Origin of the sequence: Haloarchaeobius iranensis, assembly GCF_900103505.1 — an archaeon.
Lineage (GTDB): Archaea > Halobacteriota > Halobacteria > Halobacteriales > Natrialbaceae > Haloarchaeobius > Haloarchaeobius iranensis.
Genome location: NZ_FNIA01000003.1, coordinates 223795 through 244188, shown reverse-complemented (window position 1 = coordinate 244188; position 20394 = coordinate 223795). Strand labels below are relative to the sequence as shown.

The window sequence follows — 20394 nt, the reverse complement described above, 5'->3', positions numbered from 1 at the left end:
ATGGGGAAGGTAGCAGCCAAGATCAAGGTCATGCCGAACAGCCCGGACATCGACCTGGACGAGCTCCAGGAGCGTCTCGAGAACTCCCTGCCCGAGGGCGCGAAGATCAACGGCGTCGAGCGTAAAGACGTCGCGTTCGGTCTCGTCGCGCTGTTCCCGACCGTCATCGTGCCCGACGACGCCGGTGGCACCGAGGCAGTCGAGGAGGCCTTCGCCGAGGTCGACGGCGTCGAGTCCGTCTCCGTCGAGAACGTCGGCCGTATCTGAGTTCGAGCCGACCGCGGTTTCTGGTCACCACCCGGTGACCGCTCGTTCGCTCCCGTAGCAACCGCTCCGCCGACCGTCAGCGTCCGAAGAGACGGCGCCAGCCGACGTCGATGACGACGACGCCCAGGTAGGAACCGGCGGTCATGACGAGAGCAGTCTCTATCGCGTCCGCGAGTGTCTCGACGCCGAGGACGCCGACACCGAGGTAGTCCGCCGTGACGGAGACGACCGCGATGGTGACGACGAACAGGAACAGACGGGGGTCCACGACCTCGTCGACGAGGGTCTTCGATTCGGGGCCGGGAGTGTCGGACACGGTCAGCGCCGTCGCTCCGCGTGTATCGCGGCGATGTCGTCCGTGCCGGCGTCGGCCGTGCCGCCGTGATAGCAGTGCGTCGTCTCGATATCGAGCTCGGCGAGGCGGCCGACCGACTCGACGGCCTGGTCCAGCTCCGGGGTGAACTGCGGTTTGGGGCCGCCGAAGGCGTCCGCGCCCCCGTTGTCGTTCGTCATCGCGTCGCCGGCGACGAGGAACCGGTGGTCGGGGAAATACAGGGAGACATGGCCGGGCGAGTGCCCGGGCGTCTCGACGACCCGCATCGGCCCGGCGTCGGTGTGGAACGTCTCGCCGCCGGTGAGTTCGAGGTCGACCGGCACCGGCGGGAAGCGCTCGTCGTCGGGGGCGGCCTTGACGGGGTGTCGGCGGCCGTCGACGTACGGTGCCTCGCCCCGGTGTGTGGCGACGATGAGCCGCGTCTCGTCCGCCAGCTCGGCGAGGCCCGCGGCGTGGTCGCCGTCGTGGTGGGTGAGCACCACCATCGACACGTCCGCGAGGTCGAGGCCGGCATCGCCGAGCGCGTCGCGGAGCTGGTCCGTCGCACCGGGCAGCCCCACGTCCAGCAGCACGAGGCCGTGGTTCGTCTCGACCGCCGCCGGATGGACGGTCAGCACGCGCCCCCCGAAGTCGAACTCGAAGGTGAAGGTGTGGACGCCGTTGGGTGTCATGTGCCGAACTGCGACTGCGAGGAGGAAAGCCGTTGTGCCGACAGGGGACGGCGGGCGCGATTGGGGCGGCCGCTCAGAGCCCGGCCGCGTCGAACGCCTGCTGGAGGTCGGCGGTGAGGTCGTCGACGTGCTCGATGCCCACGCTGACGCGGATGAGGCCGTCGGTGAGGCCCGCCTCGAGGCGTTCCTCCTTCGGGATGGCGGCGTGGGTCATCGCGGCCGGCTGCTCGATGAGGCTCTCGACGCCGCCGAGGGACTCCGCGAGCGTGAACACCTCGGTCTCGCTGACGACGGTGCTGGCCTGTTCGAGCGTGCCGTCGACCTCGAAGCTGAGCATCCCGCCGAAGTCGTCCATCTGCTCGGCAGCGACCTCGTGACCGGGGTGGTCGTCGAGCCCGGGGTAGAACACCGCCGAGACGGCGTCGTGCTCGGCCAGCCAGTCGGCGATGGCCCGGGCGTTCTCGCAGTGGCGGTCCATCCGGACGGGCAGGGTCTTCGTCCCGCGGAGGACGAGGAAGCAGTCGTGCGGGCCTGGGGTCGCGCCGACGGAGTTCTGGTAGAAGCCGATCCGTTCGTCGAGCTCCTCGTCGTCCGTGACGAGCGCGCCGCCGACCACGTCGGAGTGGCCGCCGAGGTACTTCGTCAGCGAGTGGCTCACGATGTCCGCGCCGTGTTCGAGCGGCCGCTGGAGGTACGGCGTGGCGAACGTGTTGTCGATGGCACAGAGGGCGTCGTACTCGTGTGCGATGTCGGACGCGCCCCGGATGTCGACGATGGACATGAGCGGGTTCGTCGGCGTCTCCAGCCAGAGGAGCTCCGTGTTCTCCTGCATCGCCGACTCGATGGCGTCCAGGTCCGTCATATCGACGAACGAGAACTCCAGGTCGTAGTCCTCGTACACCTGCGTGAAGATGCGGTGGGTCCCGCCGTAGACGTCCTCGCCGGTGACGACGTGGTCGCCGGATTCGAGCAGGTTCAGCACGGTGTTGATGGCGCCCATCCCGGAGGAGAAGCAGCGGCCGAACTCGCCACCCTCGAGGCTGGCGAGGTTCGCCTCCAGGTCGGTGCGTGTCGGGTTCGCGGTGCGCGAGTACTCGTAGCCGCGGTGGTCGCCGGGGCCGTCCTGCTCGTACGTGGAGTTCGCGTAGATCGGCGTCATGAGCGCGCCGGTCTCCTCGTCGGGCTCCTGCCCGGCGTGGATGGAGCGCGTCTCGATGCGGAAGTCCTCGTCTGCTTCGTCCATACGCGGGCATCGCCCCCCGGACTGGTTACTCTTGCGTTGGGCGACTACAGGTCGAGGCGCATCTCCAGCTCGCCGTGGCCGACGTACTCTCCCTCGAAGCCCATGGACCGGTAGAGGTTGAGCGCGGGCCGGTTGTCGGACTGGACGAAGAGCGTGATTGCGGGGATACCGTAGCGGTCGGCCTCCCAGCAGAAGCGCTCCAGGATGCGGGTACCGATTCGTGCGTGCTGGTAGCTCCCGCGGACGAAGATGGCGAGTTCGTGCACCTCCTCGTCGCTGGCTTCCATGAGGACGGCGTGGCCCACGACGCGGCCATCGTGGCGGGCCACGGCGTGGATGCCGGGCCGGAGGTTGTCGAGCCAGTCGCGGATGGTGTCCGTTGCGAGCGGTGGCAGCCCGTGGACCCGGTCGGCGGGGTCGAACGTGTCGTACATTCCGACGAGTGCCTCGTACGTCTCGGTCGAGAGGCCGTAGCCGACGGACAGCTGGAGGTAGCGGCCACGAGCATCGAGGAACGACCGTGGCGGGCGGTCGGACGCTCTGGAGGGCGCCGGCGAGTACCACTCGCCAGCGCGTCCAGAGTTCGGAGCGTTTGGTTTCGTTTCGTCCATCTTATTCACTCGTGCGTTGATATTCAGCCGCATTTAATACGCTTTTCTTGCTACGTGTCGAAAGAGATTGGAGTAGAGGGAACGTCCTCCCACTGTTTAAGGACGTAAAACGCTGGGCCGCGACGGCCACGTCCCTTTTGCGCGTCGGCGGTCGAGTTCACGCATGCACCGACGCAGCTGGCTCCGAACAGCCGGTTCGTTGGCCCTCTTCGGGCTGGCGGGCTGTTCGTCCGGTGGCGGTGGAACGACCGCCACAGAGACGCCGACAGAACCGACCCAAACACCGACCCAGACTCCGACGGCGACGCCCACCGAGTCGACCGGCGACCACCTCGACGAGGGAACGCCGAACTCGATGCCGCACTCGCCGCGCTCGACGAGGAGAGCGACGCGTTCTCCCGGGCGATGGACGAACAGGTGTCGGTCGACCCGGGGCGGATCACCGAGCACCTGGACGCGGCGGAACGAGCGCTGGACGCCGCCGCCGTCAGTGACCCCACAGCGGAGCAGCAGGCGGCGATCGACGACCTCAGGGCGCTCGTGGCGTCGTTCCGGGACCTGACGAGCGCGCTGGAGGCCATGGCCGCCGGCTTCGACGGGCTGCGTGTCGGGATCGGACAGTTCGAGAACCAGGAGTTCGAAACCGCAGCCTCGACCTTCGAGTCCGCGACCACGAGCTTCGAACGGGCCGGGGGAGCCATCGAGGACGCGACTGCCGACGCCGGACGCCTCGAATCCGAGGGGACCGACGCGAGCGTGAGCGAGTACCGGGACTCGCTCTCGGACCTGGAGGCCCTCACTGCAGCCGGGAGCAGTCTCTCGGAGGGCACCAGACTGCTCTCGCTGGCCTTCGACCGGTTCTTCGTGGCGGCGGAAGCGTACGACGACGGTGCCTACGAGTCGGCCATCGAACCGTTCGGGACGGCCCGGGACTACGCGGCGGAGGGAGTCACCGCCTACGCCGCACCCGACGAACTGCCGCCGGACGTCGGCGGCTCCATCGCGAGCCTCCAGTGCAGCGCGGAGAACCTTCGCGACGGTGCCGACCACTATCAGCAGGCGGCCGAGGCCGGCGCGAACGGGAACACCGAGTCGCGACGGGACCACGAGGAGCAGGCGGCTGCGGCCCTGAACCGGGACTGCGGCGGCGCCGGGGACCGTGCGGCGACGGTCCGCCGGGCCGCCCGCCTCGCCGTCGCCCGATGACCGACCGGCCGCGTCTGCGAGCCGAATCCGGGCGTTTCGGCAGTCGAACAACGTGCGATTTATAACGGCGACGAGACAAGGGAGGTGTACGACTATGCCCAACTCCAACGGACCCATGAAGAACACGCGGAACAAGCTCAAGAACCACCCCCGCGAGCGGGGCACATCGCCGCCGCAGCGCGCGATTCAGGAGTACGACGAGGGCCAGAAGGTCCACCTGAAGATCGACCCCTCGATCCAGAAGGGTCGCTACCACCCGCGCTTCGACGGCCAGACCGGCGAGGTCGTCGGGAAACAGGGCGCCGCGTTCAAGGTCCAGATCACGGACGGCGGCAAGGAGAAGACCCTCATCGTCGCGGCAGCACACCTCAAGGCCCAGCAGTAATCGCATGACGATATTCAAAGAAAAGCTCGACGAGGAGTACGTGACCGTGCCGAAGGTCAAGGAGCTCCTCGCCGATATCGAGGAGGAGAGGGCCCTCGACGAGGAGCGCGAGATGCAGTACGAGCTGGCGCGAGCCATCGAGCACGTCCACCGCTTCGCCGTGCTCGACGTCGAGGAAGCACAGGAGCTGGTCGACGAGCTGCAGGAGCTCGAGAAGGTCGACGAGGCGACGGCGTACAAGATCGCGAACCTGCTTCCGCAGGACCGCACGGAACTGCGCTCGGTGTACGCCAAGGAGCGCTACACGCTCGACGGCGACGAGCTCGACGAGATACTCAACGTCGTCGCGAAGTACGCCTGAACGGGCACCCCGTCGCCATCTTTTAAATACGCGCCTCCCCTATCTCGTACATAGAATGAGCGATTCCGAACGTGAGGCGGAGGCGTCGGTCCACGCCATCGTCCTCGATATATTTCCCAACGGCCGTTCGAGCGACGGGCGGGCCGGCTACGACCGGGAGCCGCTGGCGTACGCGCTGGGCACCCGCGACTTCCGCCTGTTCGAGGTCGTCTTCTCGGAGACGCCAGACGTGGCTATCGACGACGAGGTACCCATCGAACCACAGGGCGACACGGTCAAGCGGGTCCGTGAAATCGAGTTCGACGACCTCTCCTCGGGCGCACAGTCGGAGATCGAGTACGTCGTCGCCGAGGTGGTAGAGGCCGAGGAGGACCGCTTCGTGGCGTTCTACAACGACGCCCAGCCCATCACCCTCCGGCTCCACCAGCTGAACCTGCTGCCCGGCATCGGCAAGAAACTGCGCAACAGTATCCTCGACCAGCGCAAGCGCAAGCCGTTCCAGAGCTTCGAGGACCTCGAGGAGCGCGTCGCCGGCCTGCACGACCCTGACGGCGTGCTCGCCGAGCGCATCCTCGAGGAGCTCCGCGACGACGACCTGAAGTACAAGGCGTTCGTCGGCCGCAGCGACGAGTAGGCGGCTTTTTCCCTCCCGGTCCCGTAGCCGGGGGCAATCGATGAGAGACCCCGACGGACTGCTGGCCCGGGCGGGGGTCCGCGGCGACCCCGACCGCGACCAGCACTTCCTCGTTGACGACCGCGTCCTCGACCGACTGCCAGACTACCTCCCCGAGACGGCCGACCACGAGCATCTGCTGGAGATCGGTGCGGGCAACGGCGCACTGACCGACCGGCTGCTCGCGTCGGCCGACCACGTCACCGCCATCGAGCGCGACCCGAAGCTCGCCGCCTTCCTCCGCGAGGAGTTCGCCGCGGAGCGCGAGGCGGGACGATTGACCGTCGTCGAGGGGGACGCCCTCGAGGTCGACCTCCCCGAGTTCACGGCGTCGGTGTCGAACCTGCCGTACGGCGTCTCGAGCCCCATCACGTTCCGGCTGCTCCCCCTGGAACGGCCGCTCGTGCTGATGTTCCAGCAGGAGTTCGCCGATCGGATGGTCGCCGAGCCGGGGACCGACGACTACGGCCGGCTCTCGGTGAGCACGCAGCATTACGCCGACGTGGAACTGGTCGAGACCATCCCCGCCGAGGCGTTCTCGCCGCCGCCGCAGGTCGACAGTGCGGTGGTCCGCTGTACGCCGAGAACGCCCGACTACGAGGTCGACGACGAGGAGTTCTTCCTCGACTTCGTGAAGGCGGTGTTCACCCAGCGCCGGAAGACGATGCGCAACGCCGTCCGGAACACGGCGCACATCTCCGGGCTGGACGACGCCGACGCCGTGGTCGAGGCGGCTGACGAGGACCTGATGAGCAAGCGGGCCGGGAAGCTCCCACCGGAGACCTTCGCCGAACTGGCGACGCTCGCGGCCGACGTCGGCCGTGGTCCGTCGGATGACTGAGACCGGCGTCCGTCCGGTACTCGCCCGCGCCGCCGTGGGCCTCCAGTCCGGCGACGGGACCTGGGTGAGCGACCTCGTCGAGGCGGTGAACGGACTCGCCGACGTGGTCGAGAGTCCGGTGCTCCGGGTCGTCGCGACAGTCACCGCGGTCGCGTTCCTCGCGGCTATCGGCTACGTCACCAACCGCGTGCAGGGGGAGCTGCGCGACCGGTTCGGGAACACCGTCGCAGACGTGCTGACGCTGTTGCTCATCGGCGTTGCCGTGTTCGCGTCGTCGTCGGTCGTGGTCGGCGTCTGGTCGAGCGCCGACGAGGTCGCGACCGCGATGCGGAACCTGCCGGTGACGACGAGCGACGCGGACAAGGTGCTCATCTCGGTGGTCCTCGTCCTGCTCACGCACATCCTCTCGCGGCTCGTCAAGCGGGTGCTGGAGGACTACCTCGCGACGACCGAGGCCTTCTCGGACCACCAGCGACGGCTCACCTACCGCCTCTCCCAGGTCGTGCTCTGGACGAGTGCGGCCATCGTCGCGCTCGGGGTCTGGGACGTCCAGCTGACCGGGTTGCTGGTCGGTGCCGGCTTCGCGGGTATCGTGGTCGGCATGGCCGCGAGACAGACGCTCGGTGCGGTACTCGCGGGCTTCGTGCTGATGTTCTCGCGTCCGTTCGAGATCGGCGACTGGATCGAGATCGGCGGGGTCGATGGTATCGTCACCGACATCTCCATCTTCAACACGCGCATCCAGACGTTCGACGGGGAGTACGTGATGATTCCGAACGACGTGGTGAGCGGCCAGCAGATCACCAACCGCTCGCGGAAGGGCCGACTCCGGCTGGAGGTCGAGGTGGGGGTCGACTACGACAGCGACGTCGACGAAGCCGTCGAGACTGCCGCAGCGGCCATCGACGACCTCGACACCATCCTGACGGTGCCGACGCCACAGGTCATCGTCAAGCGCTTCGGCGACTCGGCGGTCGTGCTCGGCGTCCGGTTCTGGATCGACAACCCGAGTGCGCGCCGGAAGTGGCGCGCCAGGACGGCGGTCGTCACCGCAGTGAAGGAGGCGTTCGACGAGGCGGGCGTCGAGATACCGTTCCCGCAGCGGACCCTCGCCTCGCGGGGGGACGAGCGGGTCGCGGAGTCGGTCACCGGAGCCGCCGAACCGGCGCCGGACGGAGGTGAGGAGTAGATGGCCGACGACCTGGCCGAGCGCCGCGGCGTCGAGACCGAGGTGTACCAGCCCGCGGAGGACTCGCACCTGCTCGCCGAGGCGGCGCTCGCCGACGGGGTGTCGGGGACCGTCGTCGAGGTCGGCACCGGCTCGGGTTACGTAGCGGAGCGAATCGCGGCGGCGACCGAGGCGTCGGTCGTCGCGACCGACCTGAACCCACACGCCTGCGAGCAGGCACGCGAGCGGAGCGAGCACGGTGTGCAGGTCGTGCGCGCGGACCTCGTGGAGCCGTTCCGGGACGGCCGCCTCGACGCCGTGGTGTTCAACCCGCCGTACCTGCCGGCCGACGAGGCCGCGGCCCGCAACGACTGGATGGAGGTCGCACTGACCGGCGGCGAGGACGGCCGGGCGGTCATCGACCCGTTCCTCGACGACGTGGGGCGCGTGCTCGCGCCGGACGGTGCGGTGTACCTGCTGGTCTCCTCGCTCACCGGCGTCGACGCGGTCGTCGACCGCGCCGCCGCCAACGGGTTCAGCGCGGTCGCGCTCCGGGACGAGTCGTTCCCGTTCGAGACGCTGACCGTGCTGAAGCTCCTGCGGTAGATAACCCACACGCATCTCCATTGTTCGAAAATATTAAACACCCGCATAGCCAAGCCGGGAGTAAGATGACAGACCTCGTCGCGACGACACCAGGACTGTTTCCCCTCCCCGACTGGGCGAAATCGGAGCTCTCGGACCGCAAGGGCCACCAGAAGGGCGACCTCATCTCCGGTGACGAGGGCCCCGAACTGCAGGACGCCTACGACCGCGCGCGCACCGAGGTCGTCGACGTGCAGACCGACGCCGGGCTCGACCGCGTCGTCGAGGGCCAGCTCCGCTGGGACGACATGCTCGCGCACCCGCTGGCGGTTCACGACAACGTCGAGACCCGCGGCATCGTCCGCTACTACGACAACAACAACTTCTACCGCGAGCCGGTCGTGCAGGACGACCTGACGTTCGACGGCGACGTGGCCGCCGAACTCGACGCCGCCGCGGAGCGGGTCGACGACGGGCTGCAGGCCGTGCTCCCGGGCCCGTACTCGCTGGCAGACCTCGCCACCGACGAGCACTACGGCGACGAGACCGAGTTCCTCCACGCTGTCGCCGACTTCCTCGCCGGTGAGGCCGACGCCTTCCCCGATGTCGAGACGCTGTTCCTGCTCGAACCGTCGCTCGTCGAGAGCGCGCCCGACGAGGGGCTCGATTCGGAGGTCCCCGAGGCCGTCACGACGGTCGCCGACGCGGTCGACGCCGATGTCGTCGTCCACCCGTACTGGGGCGCGCTCGACGAGAAGGTGTACGCTCACCTCCTCGACGCCGACGTGAACGCCGTGGGCTTCGACTTCGTCTCCGACCACGATGCGAACCTGTACAACCTGCAGGAGTACGGCGCGACCGACGACATCGCACTCGGTCTGCTCGACGGCCAGAACACGCTCGTCGAGGAGCCCGAGGCCATCAACGAGCGCGTCGACTGGGTGTTCGACAACCTCCCGGTCGCCGAGTTCGACACGACGTACGTGACGACGAACACCGAGACGTTCTACCTGCCCTACAGCAAGTTCGAGGCGAAGGTCGAGGCGGCGGCCGATGCCGTCGCCCTCGCCGAGACGGAGGTGCAAGCATGACGACCAACGAGAACCGCGACCAGTTCCGGCCCGAGGCCCACCCGAACGACCACTTCCTCCTGACGACCGTCGTCGGGAGCTACCCCAAGCCGAAGTGGCTGAACCGCGCGAAGGAGCTCTACGAGGACCCCGACCACGAGTTCGACGCGGAGGACTGGGCCGAGGCCAAGGACGACGCCTGCCGGCTCATCACGGACGAGCACGAACGCGCCGGGCTCGACGTCGTCGTCGACGGCGAGATGCGCCGCAACGAGATGGTGGAGTTCTTCGCCCACCGCATCGAGGGCTACGAGTTCAACGGACCCGTGAAAGTGTGGGGCCACAACTACTTCGACAAGCCCAGCGTCGTCGACGATGTCGCCTACGACGAGAGCTGGCTCGTCGACGAGTACGAGTTCACCGCCGACGCCGCCGAGCGGCCCGTCAAGGTTCCCATCACCGGCCCGTACACCCTCGCGAACTGGTCGTTCAACGAGGCCTACGAGGACGACGAGGCGCTCGCGTACGACCTCGCGGACCTGGTCAACGAGGAGATCGAGAAGCTCGTCGACGCCGGCGCGCGCTACATCCAGATCGACGAGCCCGCGCTCGCGACGACGCCGGACGACCACGCCATCGTCGGCGAGTGCCTGGAGCGCATCGCGGACAGTATCGAGGAGGACGTCCGCATCGGCCTGCACGTCTGCTACGGCGACTACTCGCGCATCTACCCCGAGATCCTCGACTACCCGGTCGACGAGTTCGACCTCGAGCTCGCCAACGGCGACTACGAGCAGCTCGACGTCTTCACCGCCGACGAGTTCACGAAGGACCTCGCGCTCGGTGTCGTCGACGCCCACACCGCCGAGGTCGAACCCGTCGAGGAGATCAAGGAGAACGTCCGGAAGGGGCTGGAGGTCGTCCCGCCGGAGCGGCTCGTCATCTCGCCCGACTGCGGCGTGAAGCTGCTCCCCCGCGAGGTCGCCTTCGGCAAGATGCGGAACATGGTCCAGGCGGTCCGCGAGGTCGAGGCCGAGCTGGACGCCGGCGAGATAGCGGTACCCGCGACCTCACAGCGCTCGGCGGCCGACGACTGAGACGGTCCGTCGCGTTTTCCGGCAGCCGAACCGACAGCGCCGGCGGTCTCTGCCGCCGAGGGTGGCTGAACTCAGACGACTCCGCGCACGAGCGCGCCGACGGTCGGCAGCCCGAGGCCGAGGCCCAGCGCGAGCCACGTCGGCTGGCCCATCCCGAGCACGAGTCCGAGGGTGCCCGCCAGCCAGAGCTGTCCGAGGAACACGATGACGGCCAGCACCCCGACGCCGAAGCCCGCGCCGATGCCGCGGGGGATGGACCGCTGGGGGAGCGACGCCAGCGCACCAGCGAGCAACAGCCCCGACCAGTGGAACAGCGAGAGGCCGACGCCGAGCAGGACCGCACCGTTCGTCGCCGCGACACGGCGCCGTTCGTCCGCGCGCAGTTCGGTGAGGAACTCCGGCGTCATCCGTCTCCCTCCTCGAAGGTCACGTCGACGCCGTCGGGCACCGTCCGCGCCATCGACTTGTACTCGCCGTCCGCCCAGTCGCGGAGCTGGTCGTCGTAGTGGTCGGAGAAGTAGTCGCCCGAGTTGCCACCCGGGAGGATGGCCCGGGACTCCCCGTCGAACGTGGCGACCATGCGCCAGCTCGCCCCCCGCGAGGACTCGCTCCGGAAGTTCCGAACCGTGCCCGGCGAGCCCGACGTCCGGAGCTGGTCGTAGTTCAGGAACGGCTGGTCGAACGGGTGCTCGAAGCGGACCCGGTTCCAGTCGCCGTAGTCCTCCCAGCCCTCGTCCGAGAGCGTCTCGAGCGCGTCACTCATCGCGGCGGCGGCGACGGCCGCCCGGTCGCCGTCGAACCACTCACTGTCCGGCGGGAGCGTCCCCAGGACCCACAGGTTCGGCTTCGAGAAATCCTCCGGAAGGCCCGCGTCGGCGAACGCGGCCTCGAACGTCCGGTCGCGGAAGGCGCGGAGCCAGTGCTCGAACAGGAGCGGTTCGGGGTCGCCGGGGCGCATCCCACCGTCCCAGTCGAGCAGCGCGGCCGGTGAGACGGGTGGGTCCACGTCGACCATCACGGGGAGTCCTTCCTCGACGGCCTCCCCGACGATGGGACGGAACAGCTCGTACCGCCCGTCGACGACATCGAGCTGTACGTCGCGAGCGAACGCCGCGTCCATCGACTCGTCGCTCGCCGCGCGCTCGTCGAGCCGGTCGTAGATGCGACCGCCCCGGAACGGCGGCGCGTACCCCTCCGAGAGGTAGTGCTCGGGGTCGTCCGTGAGCCGCTGGTTCGCCGTCGCGAGGTAGTCCGGGTTCCGGACGCCGGGCTTCTCCTCGTAGGGGACGAACCCTTCCCACGAAGACTCACCGAACGGCGTGTAGCCCGGCCCCCACTCGCCCTCGCGGGCGGAGCCGTCGAAGACGCGGGTGCCCTGCACCGGCTCGCCGTCCGTCGTTCGGATGGGTATCTGCCCGGTCACCCAGTAGTAGGTGTCCCCGTCCGCGTCTGCGTAGACGAAGTTCTGTGTCGGCTCGTCGAACTTCCTGATGGCCGCCGCCGCCTCCTCGAGTCCGTCAGCCACGTTGAGTTCGCGGACCGCCTCGACGGTCCGCGTCGCCGAGAGCCCAGTCCACGCGACGCCGAGTTCGTCGGCCTGCTCGAAGTCGTCGCCGTCGGGGTACTGCGTGAGCACCGAGCCGTGGACGGACCGCTTTACCGTCACCGCGACGTCCTCGCCGTCGGCCACCTCGACCGTCTCTGTCCGCGTGTCGAACTCCCGGGTCTCCTCGCCGTAGCGGTAGCTCCCGTCGCCCGTCGTCTCGTACGTGTAGAAGTCGATGACGTCCGCCCCGGCGTTGGTGAAGCCCCACGCCCCGGCGTGGTTCTGGCCGATGATGACGAAGGGGACGCCGGGGAAGCAGACGCCGCGCACGTCGAGCGGGTCCGGGCCGACGACGTGCTGCTCGTACCAGACCGGCGGCACGGTGAGGTTGAGGTGCGGGTCGTTGGCGACGATAGGGTCGCCCGAGGCGGTCTGCTCCCCGGAGAGCACCCACGAGTTCGAACCGATCCCGGGGTCCGTCCCGAACGATTCGAGCCAGGAGACGAGCCCCGGTTCGGGCGTCGCGGCGTCTGCCGAACCCGTCACGACGGACGCCCCACCACCAGACTCGCGGATGATGGGGACGCCGTGGTCCATGGGTCGGGGGTACAGTTCCTCGGTCGCCTCGCTCCCGAGCCGCTCCCGCGCCAGCGCCCTCCGAAGCGTGCGGAACGAGCCCGTGAGCCCCCACGAGATCTGCTTCGAGATGAGCAGGCTCGCCGTGGGCGTCCACTCGCGCGGCTCGAACGACAGCAGCCGGTACTCCAGCGGCGTCGACTCCTGCTCAAGCGCCCGGTTCACCCCGTCGACGTACGCCTTGACCACGTCGCCGGTCGGGGTGCCCTCGGCGCGCTCCCACGTCGCCTCGGCAGCCCCCGCGAAGTCGAGCTGCCGGTGGAACACGTCGGAGTCGACCGCCACGTCCCCGACGACCGCCGAGAGCTCGCCCGCCATCAGCCGTCGGTAGAGGTCCATCTGGAAGAGGCGGTCCGCTCCGTGGCAGTAGCCGACCGCGAAGTACACCGCTCGCTCGTCGTCGGCTTCCACGTGGGGGACGTGGTCGTCGTCGTAGCTGACCGTCGCCGCACCGTACGGGCTCTCGACCCGTCCGGCCGCGTTCCGGTTCGCTGCGCCCCACACCGTTCCCGAGCCCGGGGCGAACCGTTCCAGGTACGACCGGGCGTCTGTCAGCGCCATCCCCCCGACCCCCGCCCCGAGGACGGCCGAGAGGACCGCGCGTCTCGTCGTCTCTTTGTTCACGATGCGCACACGAACGGACGGAACGGGTAAAGTTTCTTTCCGTGGGGCGGCAGGGTCGACGGGCGAGCGCTGCCGCTCCAGCGCCGTGACGAACCGCGAAAGAAGTGAAGGGGTTACTCGTACAGCCAGCCTTCGTCGACCTTCTCGTAGTCGACGAGCTCGTCCTCGTCGAAGAACAGGTCGATCTCGCGCTCGTTCGACCCGGGGTCCTCGTGGTCCGAGCCGTGGATGACGTTGCGGCCGAGGTCCAGCCCGAAGTCACCGCGGATGGTGCCCGGAGCGGACTCGGCGGGGTCGGTCTCGCCCATCATGTGACGGACCTGGCGGATGGCGTCGTCGCCCTCCCAGACCATTGCCATGACGGGACCGGAGGTGATGAACTCGACGAGGCCGTCGAAGAACGGCTTGCCCTCGTGCTCGCCGTAGTGCTCCTCGGCGAGGTCCTGGTCGATCTGCATGAACTTCGCGCCGACCAGCTTCAGGCCGCGGTCCTCGAAGCGGGAGATGATCTCCCCGGTGAGGCCGCGCTGGACGCCGTCGGGCTTGACCATGACGAAGGTGCGCTCGCGCTCGCTCATTCCTCGTCGTCCTCCTGCCGCTCGGAGACGCCGGCACCGGCCTCTGTCCACTCGAGGTCCCGGGGCTCGCGGCCGAGGTTGGCGTTCTTCTCACACTTCGCGGAACAGTAGTGGACCGTCTTGCCGTCCGTGTGGACGAACATGGTCCCCGTTCCGGGCGTGATCTCGTCGCCGCAGTACTCACAGTCGCGCGTCGTCACCATTATTGTCCTCCGATGGAGTCGGCCTCGCGAGCGGTCTCCCGCAGCTGCAGGATGTCGCCCTCGCGGACCGGGCCGAGGCAGTTGCGCGTGATGATTCGACCCTGATTCTCCCCTTCGCGGATGCGGCACTTGACCTGCATGGCTTCACCGTGCATGCCGGTCTTGCCGACTATCTCGATGACTTCCGCGGGGGTCGCGCCGTCTTCGGACTCTTCGGCACTCATGGATTACCTCTAAAGGTCCTCGAGCTTGCCTGCGATGTCCTCGACGTCCGTCGAGGCCTCGCCGGCGTCGACGACGGCGGCCGCGGCGCTCCCGACTTCGAGGCCGGCCGCGTGGCCGACGTCGTCCTGGGTCTCGATGAAGACGACCGGGATACCTTTCTCGTCGGCCAGCTCGGGGAGGTGCATGACGATCTCCTCGGGCTGGACGTCTTCCGCGACGAAGATGAGCTCGGCGTTGCCGCGCTCGACGGCCTTCGTCGTCTCGTTCGTTCCTTTCTTCACGCTACCTGTGTCTCGTGCGACCTCGAGGGCCTCGAGGGCGTCCTCTTGGAGGTCGGCTGGGATTTCTTTGGTTACGTAGACTGCCATGGTTGTTCACCTCTCCTACACGTGGGCTCGCGCTCCCCTGCCGTCGCGGGTCGGGCCCGCATGACCGTCAGCTGGGTCCGACGGTCGGAATCCTGTGGGGCTAGGAGCATCATCAACCCCGCGTAGGGTGTAGTACAATCGTAGCCCGGCCCACCTTATAAGGGTGTTCAAAGCGCCGGGCGTGTGAGACTACGGGGCACGGGTGAAACCGCACCCACCGACCGGCGCGGGACCGAAACGCCCCTGTCCTTCGGGGCCCCACGCGGCTGTATGGACGCAGTCGAGGTCGCGCGTGCGCTGCTCGCCGAGGCCGACGCGACGAACGAGCGCCGCCTGCTCGTGCTGACCGGCTCGCGCGCGGACTGCTATCGGGCCGCCGACGCCGTGCTCGACGCGGTCGCGGTCGGCGTCTCCGACACCGCGCTCGTGAGCGACCGCGACGCCCTCGCGTGCCAACAGGCCGAGCCGAGCCGTGCGTCGTCGCTACTCGGCACGACCCTCTCGGCGGTCGTCTACGACGCCCACGACACGCTCCGGCCGAACGCGCTCGGGCAGGTGGTCGGGGCGGTCGACGGCGGCGGCCTGCTCGTGCTGCTCGCCCCGCCCCTCGACGACTGGCCGGACCGGCGCGACGGCTTCGACGAGGGGCTCGCCGTGCCGCCGTTCGGCGTCGAGGACGTGTCGGGACGGTTCCGCCGCCGGTTCGTCGAGAGCCTACGCGCACACCCGGGCATCGGTATCGTCGCGGTCGGCGCGGCCGGCGATGCGGACGGCACGCGGGTCGTTGACGACGGCCTGACGGACCCCGCGCCGCGCCTGGTCGACGGCCGCGAGCCGGACGACGGGCTCGCCATCCCGGTCGAGCACGGGTTCCCCACCGAGGCGTACGCGGCGTGCCTGACAACCGACCAGGTCGAGGCGGTCCACGACTTCGAGTTCATCGCCCGTGACCGCCCGACAGATGCGGGAACGGACGGCGATTGCGACGGTGACCGGCGCGCCCTCGTGGTCGGGTCCGACCGCGGGCGCGGCAAGTCCAGTGCGGCGGGCCTGGCCGCGGGCGCGGCGGCCGCCGACGGGCTGGACGTGCTGGTCACCGCACCGAACCGTCGGAACGCGGCGGAGGTGTTCGACCGCGCCCGCGAACTGCTCGCGACGCTCGACGCAGCAGGCGGCCACCCCGACGAGAACGCGCACCTCGTGGCGGCGAGCGGGGGCGCGGTCCGGTACGAACCGCCGCGCGTCGCCGCCGAGTCGGCTGCGGAGCCGGACCTGCTCGTCGTCGACGAGGCCGCCGCGCTCTCGGTGCGGCTGCTCGACGCGACGCTCGACGCGGACCGCGTCGCCTACGCGTCCACCGTCCACGGCTACGAGGGCGCTGGGCGTGGCTTCTCGGTGCGCTTCCGCGAGCACCTCGACGGGAGCGACCACGAGGTCCGCGAGTGCCGACTCGCCGAGCCCATCCGCTACGCGGCGGGCGACCCGGTCGAGGTCTGGTCGTTCGATGCGCTCGGGCTCGACGCGCGGCCGCCGGTCGAACAGGTCGTCGCCGACGCCACCCCGGACTCGGTCAGCTACGGGCGCGTCGAGGGCGACGACCTGCTCGAAGACCCCACGCTCCTGCGGGAGACGTTCGGCCTGCTTGTGCTCGCCCACTACCGCACCGAGCCGGACGACCTCGCCCGACTGCTCGACGCGCCGAACCTGACGGTACGGGCACTCACCCACGGGGGCCACGTCGTCAGCGTCGCCCTGCTCGCCCGCGAGGGCGGCCTCGACGACGAGACGGCGGCCGGCATGTACGAGGGTGACCGCATCCGGGGGAACATGATCCCGGACGTGCTGGTGAGTCAGGTCCGGGACGAGGCCGCCGCTGCACCCGTCGGCTACCGCGTCGTCCGCATCGCCACGCATCACGCGGTCCGCTCGTCCGGACTGGGCTCGTACCTGCTCGACGAGGTCCGGGCCGAGTTCGCCGACGACGTGGACTGGCTCGGCGTCGCCTACGGCGCGACCGCCCGGCTCGTCCGGTTCTGGGCGCGCAACGACTACGCCGTCGTGCACTACTCCACCACCCGGAACGACGTGAGCGGCCAGTACTCGGTCGTCATGCTCGACCCCTGCTCGCCGGTCGGGGCGGCCCTCGCGGACCGTCACGGCGACTGGTTCGCCCGCCGCGTCGGGGGCCAGCTCACCGACGCGCTCGACGATGCCGACCCGGACGAGGTGCGCGCCTCGCTGGCGGCCTGCGACGGCGACCTGGACCTCGCGCTCTCCGAGCACGAGTGGCGGATGGTCGCGGGTGCGGCCTACGGCACCGGGCTGTTCGACGTGGACCCGACCCCCTTCAGGGACCTCGTCGTCAAACACCTCGTCGACCCCGACCACGAGGTCGACCTGACCGACCGCCAGGAGCGGGTCCTGGTCGAGCGCGCGCTCCAGGCCCACGACTGGTCGGCCGTCGCCGACGACTGCGGCTTCCACTCCCCGGGCCAGTGCATGCGCGCTCTCGGCGACGCGCTCGTCCCGCTCTGTGACGCCTACGGCGGCGCGGTTGCGGACGAGGAGCGCGAGCGACACGCCTGAGCGACCCCCGGTACATTTACACGTTGGAGAATCCTTGGTACCGTATGACGCGGCGGATGGGCCGGCGCGACTTCCTATCCACAGCCTGTGGTGGGGCCACTGGAGTGCTCGGAGGCTGTCTGAGCAGTGACGCCGGCGACGGGCCGGCACCGGGCCGCGAACTACGGCTGGGGTCGAAGCTGTTCGCCGAGAACCAGCTGTTCGCCTGGCTCGGGTTCGAGTCGCTCCAGTCCCGGACCGACGTCCAGCCGGTCCACCGCCTCGGAATCGGTCAGTTCGGCGAGAACTGGCGTGCGCTCCGCCGGGGCGAGATCGACTGCTACTGGGAGTACACCGGCACCCTTCGCAACTTCGTCGATATCGCGCCGAGCCGGGAGTTCGATAGCGCGACGGCGCTGTACGAGGCGGCTGCGGCGGCGGTGGCGTCCGAGACCGACATCCGCGTCCAGGAGCCCGCGCCGCTCGACAACCGGTACGTCCTGTTGGCCCGGCCAGACTGGGCCGAACGGACCGGCGTCGAGACCATCAGCGGCCTGCTCGACCGGCTCATGGAGCAGCCCGACAGCGCGGACGTCGCCTTCGGGCCCGGCTTCCGGACCCGTCCGGACGGCTGGAACGCGCTACTGCATCACTACGGCCTCGATACGGCCGAACGGAACTCCATCGGACGGGCCACGACCGAGGTCGACCCCCTCCTCGTCTACGACCACCTGCGGGCCGGGCTGTTCGACATCGGTGTCGGCTACGCGACGAGCCCGCAGCTCGAACGCTGGACGTTTACCCGGTTAGAGGACGACCGCGACTTCTTCACCTTCTACGAGCCCGTCGCGCTCCTCCGGGGGGAGCACGCCGACGCCGAGGCCGTCCCGGAGAGTCTCGACGCGGCCACGAGGAGCATGGACTCCGTCGAGACCGTTCGCCGGCTGGCGGCGCGTATCGTGTTCGACGGTGAGGCCCCCCGCACCGTCGCAAGGGACTATCTGCGGCAGTCCGAGGGTGGATGACGGGCGACGACGACGGCGGCGACGGGCTCCGCGCCAGACTCCACGGCTCGTACTCCGTACAGCTCGCGGTCACGCTCGCGCTCGTCGTCTGCGTGTTCGCCGGCGTCGGCTGGTTGACAGTCGGCACGACCGGGGGCGTGGTCGAGTCGGGCGTCGAGAACACGATGGTCTCACAGACGGTCGTCGAGTCGGAGAACCTCGCCCGTTGGCTGGACGCGAACCGCCAGTTCACCCGCGTCGTCTCCGAACACCCCGCACTCGCCAGCGACGACCCGTCCGAGGCGGCGGCCTACCTCGACGACGTCTCCAACGACGACGAGTCGACCGACATCGTCGGCATCTACGTCGTCGAGAGCAGCGACAACGTGGTGTTCGCCAGCGGCGGCAACTCGACCGTCAGGCCCCCGCCGCGGTCCGAACTCGGCTTGTTCGGCCGGTACGACGCGACCACCGTGACGGGTCCCTACGAGCGCGACGGCCGCCGGGTGGTCGCGTTCGCCTCGCCGGTTCCGGAGACGGTCGGCCGCGTGCTGGTCGTGGTCGTCGCGACCGACGCGGTGAACGAGCTGTTCCAGGACCCGTACGGCGACGGGGTCACGACCGTCGTGAACTCCGACGGCGTCGTCCAGTTCTCGGACGACGACCGAGCCACGGGTGAGTCGTACCTCGGGGGCGGGACCGCAACGTCGGCGGTCGTGGCCCAGGGCACCGCCGGCAAGACCGGCTTCGACGACTCGTTCCGACGGGAGGACGAGATGTCGGGCGACTACGTACGGGCGTACGCACCCGTGGCCGGAACCGACTGGGTGCTCGTCAAGCACGCACCGACCGACAGCGCCTACGCGGTCGTCGACCAGGTCCGCCGGGGCATCGTCGGCGTCGTCGTGGTCGCCATCCTCGCGTCGGTCCTCGTCGTCGGGTTCTTCGGCTGGCAGACCGGGCGGACGGTGCGACGGCTCGCCACTGCTGCCGAGTCGATCGCCGGCGGCGACTACGACACCGACACGACGGTCGAGCGGACCGACGAGTTCGGCACCCTCGGGCGCTCGCTCGGGGAGATGCGCGACGAGCTCGTCGCCCGCCTCGACGCGACGCGGGAGGCCGAGCGACAGCTCAGGACGATCGTGAACAACGCCCCGACGACGCTGCTCGCGTTCGACGCGGACGGCGTGGTCACCGTCGAGGAGGGCCGACGCGCGGACGACCTGTTCGAGGACGAGGCGGTCGGCCGCACGGTGTTCGAGCTCCTCGAGGACCGGCCGGAACTGCTGGAGAGCTGTCGCACCGCGCTCGCCGGCAAGGCAGTCGAGACGACAGCGGAAGCTCGGGGACGGACCTACGACGTCCGGTTCAACCCCGTGGGTGACGGGGTCGAACAGGTGCTGGTCGTGGCCCACGACGTCACCGAGCGACGGACGCGGCGACAGCGCATCGAGGTGCTCAACCGCATCCTCAGGCACGACATCCGCAACCGGCTCAACGTCATCCTCGGGCACGCGGAGGCCATCGCCGGGCGCACTGACGACGAGGCGGACGCGGAGGCGGCGCGCATCGTCGCGGCCGAGGCCCGACGCATCCTGGAGCTGAGCGAGAAGGCCCGCAGGACCCAGGCGGTCGTCGAGACGGAGACGGAGCCGGTCCCCATCGACGAGTTGCTCGCGGAGGGCCTCGAGCCCACGACGGACTCCGTGCCGCAGCTCTCGCTCACGACGACGCTCCCGGACGGGGTCTGGGCGCGGGCGACCTCGGACCTCGCGGACGCCGTCGCCGAACTGGTCGCGGACGCCGTCGCGCGCAACCCGGAGCGGGACGAGCTCAGCGTCGTCGTCTCGGCCGAGGCCACGGTCGACAAGGTGGTCATCCGCGTGGACGACGACGGACAATCGCTCTCGACCGCCGAGCGCCGGGCGCTCGAATCCGGCTCGGAGTCGCCACTCGAACACGCCAGCGGCCTCGGCCTCTGGCTCGCGTACTGGACGGTCACCCTGGGTGGTGGCGAGCTCGCCTTCGCCGACAGCGACCTCGGCGGGACCTGCGTCGAGCTCCACTACGACCGCGCCGAGCGCCCGCGGCCGGAGGACGCGCACGGCTCCGTCCACGGCGCGTAGCGTC

Annotated in this window: 23 protein-coding genes; 13 read left to right on the top strand and 10 right to left on the bottom strand. The window is 69.5% G+C overall.

Annotated elements, in window-relative coordinates; all coding sequences use genetic code 11:
• The gene (locus tag BLT27_RS04110) at positions 1–267 is read left to right on the top strand and encodes an elongation factor 1-beta (protein WP_089731759.1); all 267 of its coding nucleotides are present in this window, start codon (positions 1–3) and stop codon (positions 265–267) included.
• Positions 268–343: 76 nt separating this feature from the next.
• Here BLT27_RS04110 and BLT27_RS04105 read toward each other — a convergent pair whose 3' ends face one another.
• From BLT27_RS04105 to BLT27_RS04090, 4 genes are all read right to left on the bottom strand, one after another.
• Complete coding sequence (locus tag BLT27_RS04105) at positions 344–583, bottom strand: hypothetical protein (protein ID WP_089731758.1); 240 nt, start codon at positions 581–583, stop codon at positions 344–346.
• A gap of 2 nt (positions 584–585) precedes the next feature.
• Positions 586–1272 carry an MBL fold metallo-hydrolase gene (locus BLT27_RS04100; protein ID WP_089731757.1) on the bottom strand — a complete coding sequence of 229 codons (687 nt, stop codon included), beginning with the start codon at positions 1270–1272 and terminating at the stop codon, positions 586–588.
• Positions 1273–1345: 73 nt separating this feature from the next.
• Entirely contained in the window at positions 1346–2515 is a 1170-nt protein-coding gene (locus BLT27_RS04095) for a cystathionine gamma-synthase (RefSeq protein WP_089731756.1), read from the bottom strand.
• A 44-nt stretch (positions 2516–2559) separates the two neighbouring features.
• Positions 2560–3126, bottom strand: a complete 567-nt coding sequence (locus BLT27_RS04090) for a GNAT family N-acetyltransferase (protein ID WP_175526377.1) — start codon at positions 3124–3126, stop codon at positions 2560–2562.
• 405 nt (positions 3127–3531) lie between these two features.
• Between BLT27_RS04090 and BLT27_RS04085 the strand changes: the two genes are divergently transcribed.
• From BLT27_RS04085 to BLT27_RS04045, 9 genes are all read left to right on the top strand, one after another.
• The gene (locus BLT27_RS04085; RefSeq protein ID WP_089731754.1) at positions 3532–4332 is read left to right on the top strand and encodes a hypothetical protein; all 801 of its coding nucleotides are present in this window, start codon (positions 3532–3534) and stop codon (positions 4330–4332) included.
• Positions 4333–4426: 94 nt separating this feature from the next.
• Positions 4427–4717 (top strand): 50S ribosomal protein L21e, encoded by a 291-nt coding sequence (locus BLT27_RS04080; protein ID WP_089731753.1) that lies wholly within the window; start codon positions 4427–4429, stop codon positions 4715–4717.
• Between the two features lie 4 nt (positions 4718–4721).
• Positions 4722–5078, top strand: a complete 357-nt coding sequence (locus BLT27_RS04075) for an RNA polymerase Rpb4 family protein (RefSeq protein ID WP_089731752.1) — start codon at positions 4722–4724, stop codon at positions 5076–5078.
• 55 nt (positions 5079–5133) lie between these two features.
• Complete coding sequence (locus tag BLT27_RS04070) at positions 5134–5712, top strand: DUF655 domain-containing protein (protein WP_089731751.1); 579 nt, start codon at positions 5134–5136, stop codon at positions 5710–5712.
• Positions 5713–5752: 40 nt separating this feature from the next.
• Complete coding sequence (locus BLT27_RS04065) at positions 5753–6592, top strand: 16S ribosomal RNA methyltransferase A (protein ID WP_089731750.1); 840 nt, start codon at positions 5753–5755, stop codon at positions 6590–6592.
• A complete protein-coding gene (locus BLT27_RS04060) occupies positions 6585–7781 on the top strand; it encodes a mechanosensitive ion channel family protein (protein ID WP_245707609.1) in 1197 nt (398 codons plus the stop codon). Before BLT27_RS04065 ends, BLT27_RS04060 begins: the two co-directional genes overlap by 8 nt.
• On the top strand, positions 7782–8366 hold the full coding sequence (locus BLT27_RS04055; RefSeq protein ID WP_089731749.1) for a HemK2/MTQ2 family protein methyltransferase: 585 nt from the start codon (positions 7782–7784) through the stop codon (positions 8364–8366).
• 65 nt (positions 8367–8431) lie between these two features.
• Positions 8432–9436: a 5-methyltetrahydropteroyltriglutamate--homocysteine methyltransferase gene (locus BLT27_RS04050; RefSeq protein ID WP_089731748.1), complete on the top strand. Its 1005-nt coding sequence runs from the start codon at positions 8432–8434 to the stop codon at positions 9434–9436.
• Positions 9433–10512: a methionine synthase gene (locus BLT27_RS04045; RefSeq protein ID WP_089731747.1), complete on the top strand. Its 1080-nt coding sequence runs from the start codon at positions 9433–9435 to the stop codon at positions 10510–10512. The genes BLT27_RS04050 and BLT27_RS04045 overlap by 4 nt, the downstream gene beginning before the upstream one ends.
• Before the next feature lie 71 nt (positions 10513–10583).
• Here BLT27_RS04045 and BLT27_RS04040 read toward each other — a convergent pair whose 3' ends face one another.
• The 6 genes from BLT27_RS04040 to rpl7ae all read right to left on the bottom strand — a co-directional run bounded on the left by BLT27_RS04040 (position 10584) and on the right by rpl7ae (position 14692).
• Positions 10584–10919, bottom strand: coding sequence for a hypothetical protein (locus BLT27_RS04040; protein WP_089731746.1), 336 nt, complete (start codon positions 10917–10919; stop codon positions 10584–10586).
• The gene (locus BLT27_RS04035; RefSeq protein WP_089731782.1) at positions 10916–13318 is read right to left on the bottom strand and encodes a penicillin acylase family protein; all 2403 of its coding nucleotides are present in this window, start codon (positions 13316–13318) and stop codon (positions 10916–10918) included. The genes BLT27_RS04040 and BLT27_RS04035 overlap by 4 nt, the downstream gene beginning before the upstream one ends.
• 113 nt (positions 13319–13431) lie before the next feature.
• Positions 13432–13896, bottom strand: a complete 465-nt coding sequence (gene ndk, locus BLT27_RS04030) for a nucleoside-diphosphate kinase (RefSeq protein WP_089731745.1) — start codon at positions 13894–13896, stop codon at positions 13432–13434.
• Positions 13893–14099, bottom strand: coding sequence for a 50S ribosomal protein L24e (locus tag BLT27_RS04025; RefSeq protein WP_089731744.1), 207 nt, complete (start codon positions 14097–14099; stop codon positions 13893–13895). The genes ndk and BLT27_RS04025 overlap by 4 nt, the downstream gene beginning before the upstream one ends.
• The gene (locus tag BLT27_RS04020) at positions 14099–14323 is read right to left on the bottom strand and encodes a 30S ribosomal protein S28e (protein WP_089731743.1); all 225 of its coding nucleotides are present in this window, start codon (positions 14321–14323) and stop codon (positions 14099–14101) included. Before BLT27_RS04020 ends, BLT27_RS04025 begins: the two co-directional genes overlap by 1 nt.
• Positions 14324–14332: 9 nt before the next feature.
• Positions 14333–14692 (bottom strand): 50S ribosomal protein L7Ae, encoded by a 360-nt coding sequence (gene rpl7ae / locus BLT27_RS04015; protein WP_089731742.1) that lies wholly within the window; start codon positions 14690–14692, stop codon positions 14333–14335.
• Positions 14693–14962: 270 nt separating this feature from the next.
• Here rpl7ae and tmcA point away from each other — a divergent pair, with 270 nt between their 5' ends.
• The 3 genes from tmcA to BLT27_RS19635 are packed head-to-tail and all read left to right on the top strand — an operon-like array spanning position 14963 to position 20390.
• Complete coding sequence (gene tmcA, locus BLT27_RS04010; RefSeq protein WP_089731741.1) at positions 14963–17278, top strand: tRNA(Met) cytidine acetyltransferase TmcA; 2316 nt, start codon at positions 14963–14965, stop codon at positions 17276–17278.
• Between the two features lie 44 nt (positions 17279–17322).
• The gene (locus tag BLT27_RS04005; protein ID WP_089731740.1) at positions 17323–18282 is read left to right on the top strand and encodes a glycine betaine ABC transporter substrate-binding protein; all 960 of its coding nucleotides are present in this window, start codon (positions 17323–17325) and stop codon (positions 18280–18282) included.
• On the top strand, positions 18279–20390 hold the full coding sequence (locus BLT27_RS19635) for a HAMP domain-containing protein (protein ID WP_089731739.1): 2112 nt from the start codon (positions 18279–18281) through the stop codon (positions 20388–20390). The genes BLT27_RS04005 and BLT27_RS19635 overlap by 4 nt, the downstream gene beginning before the upstream one ends.
• Positions 20391–20394: the final 4 nt, after the last annotated feature.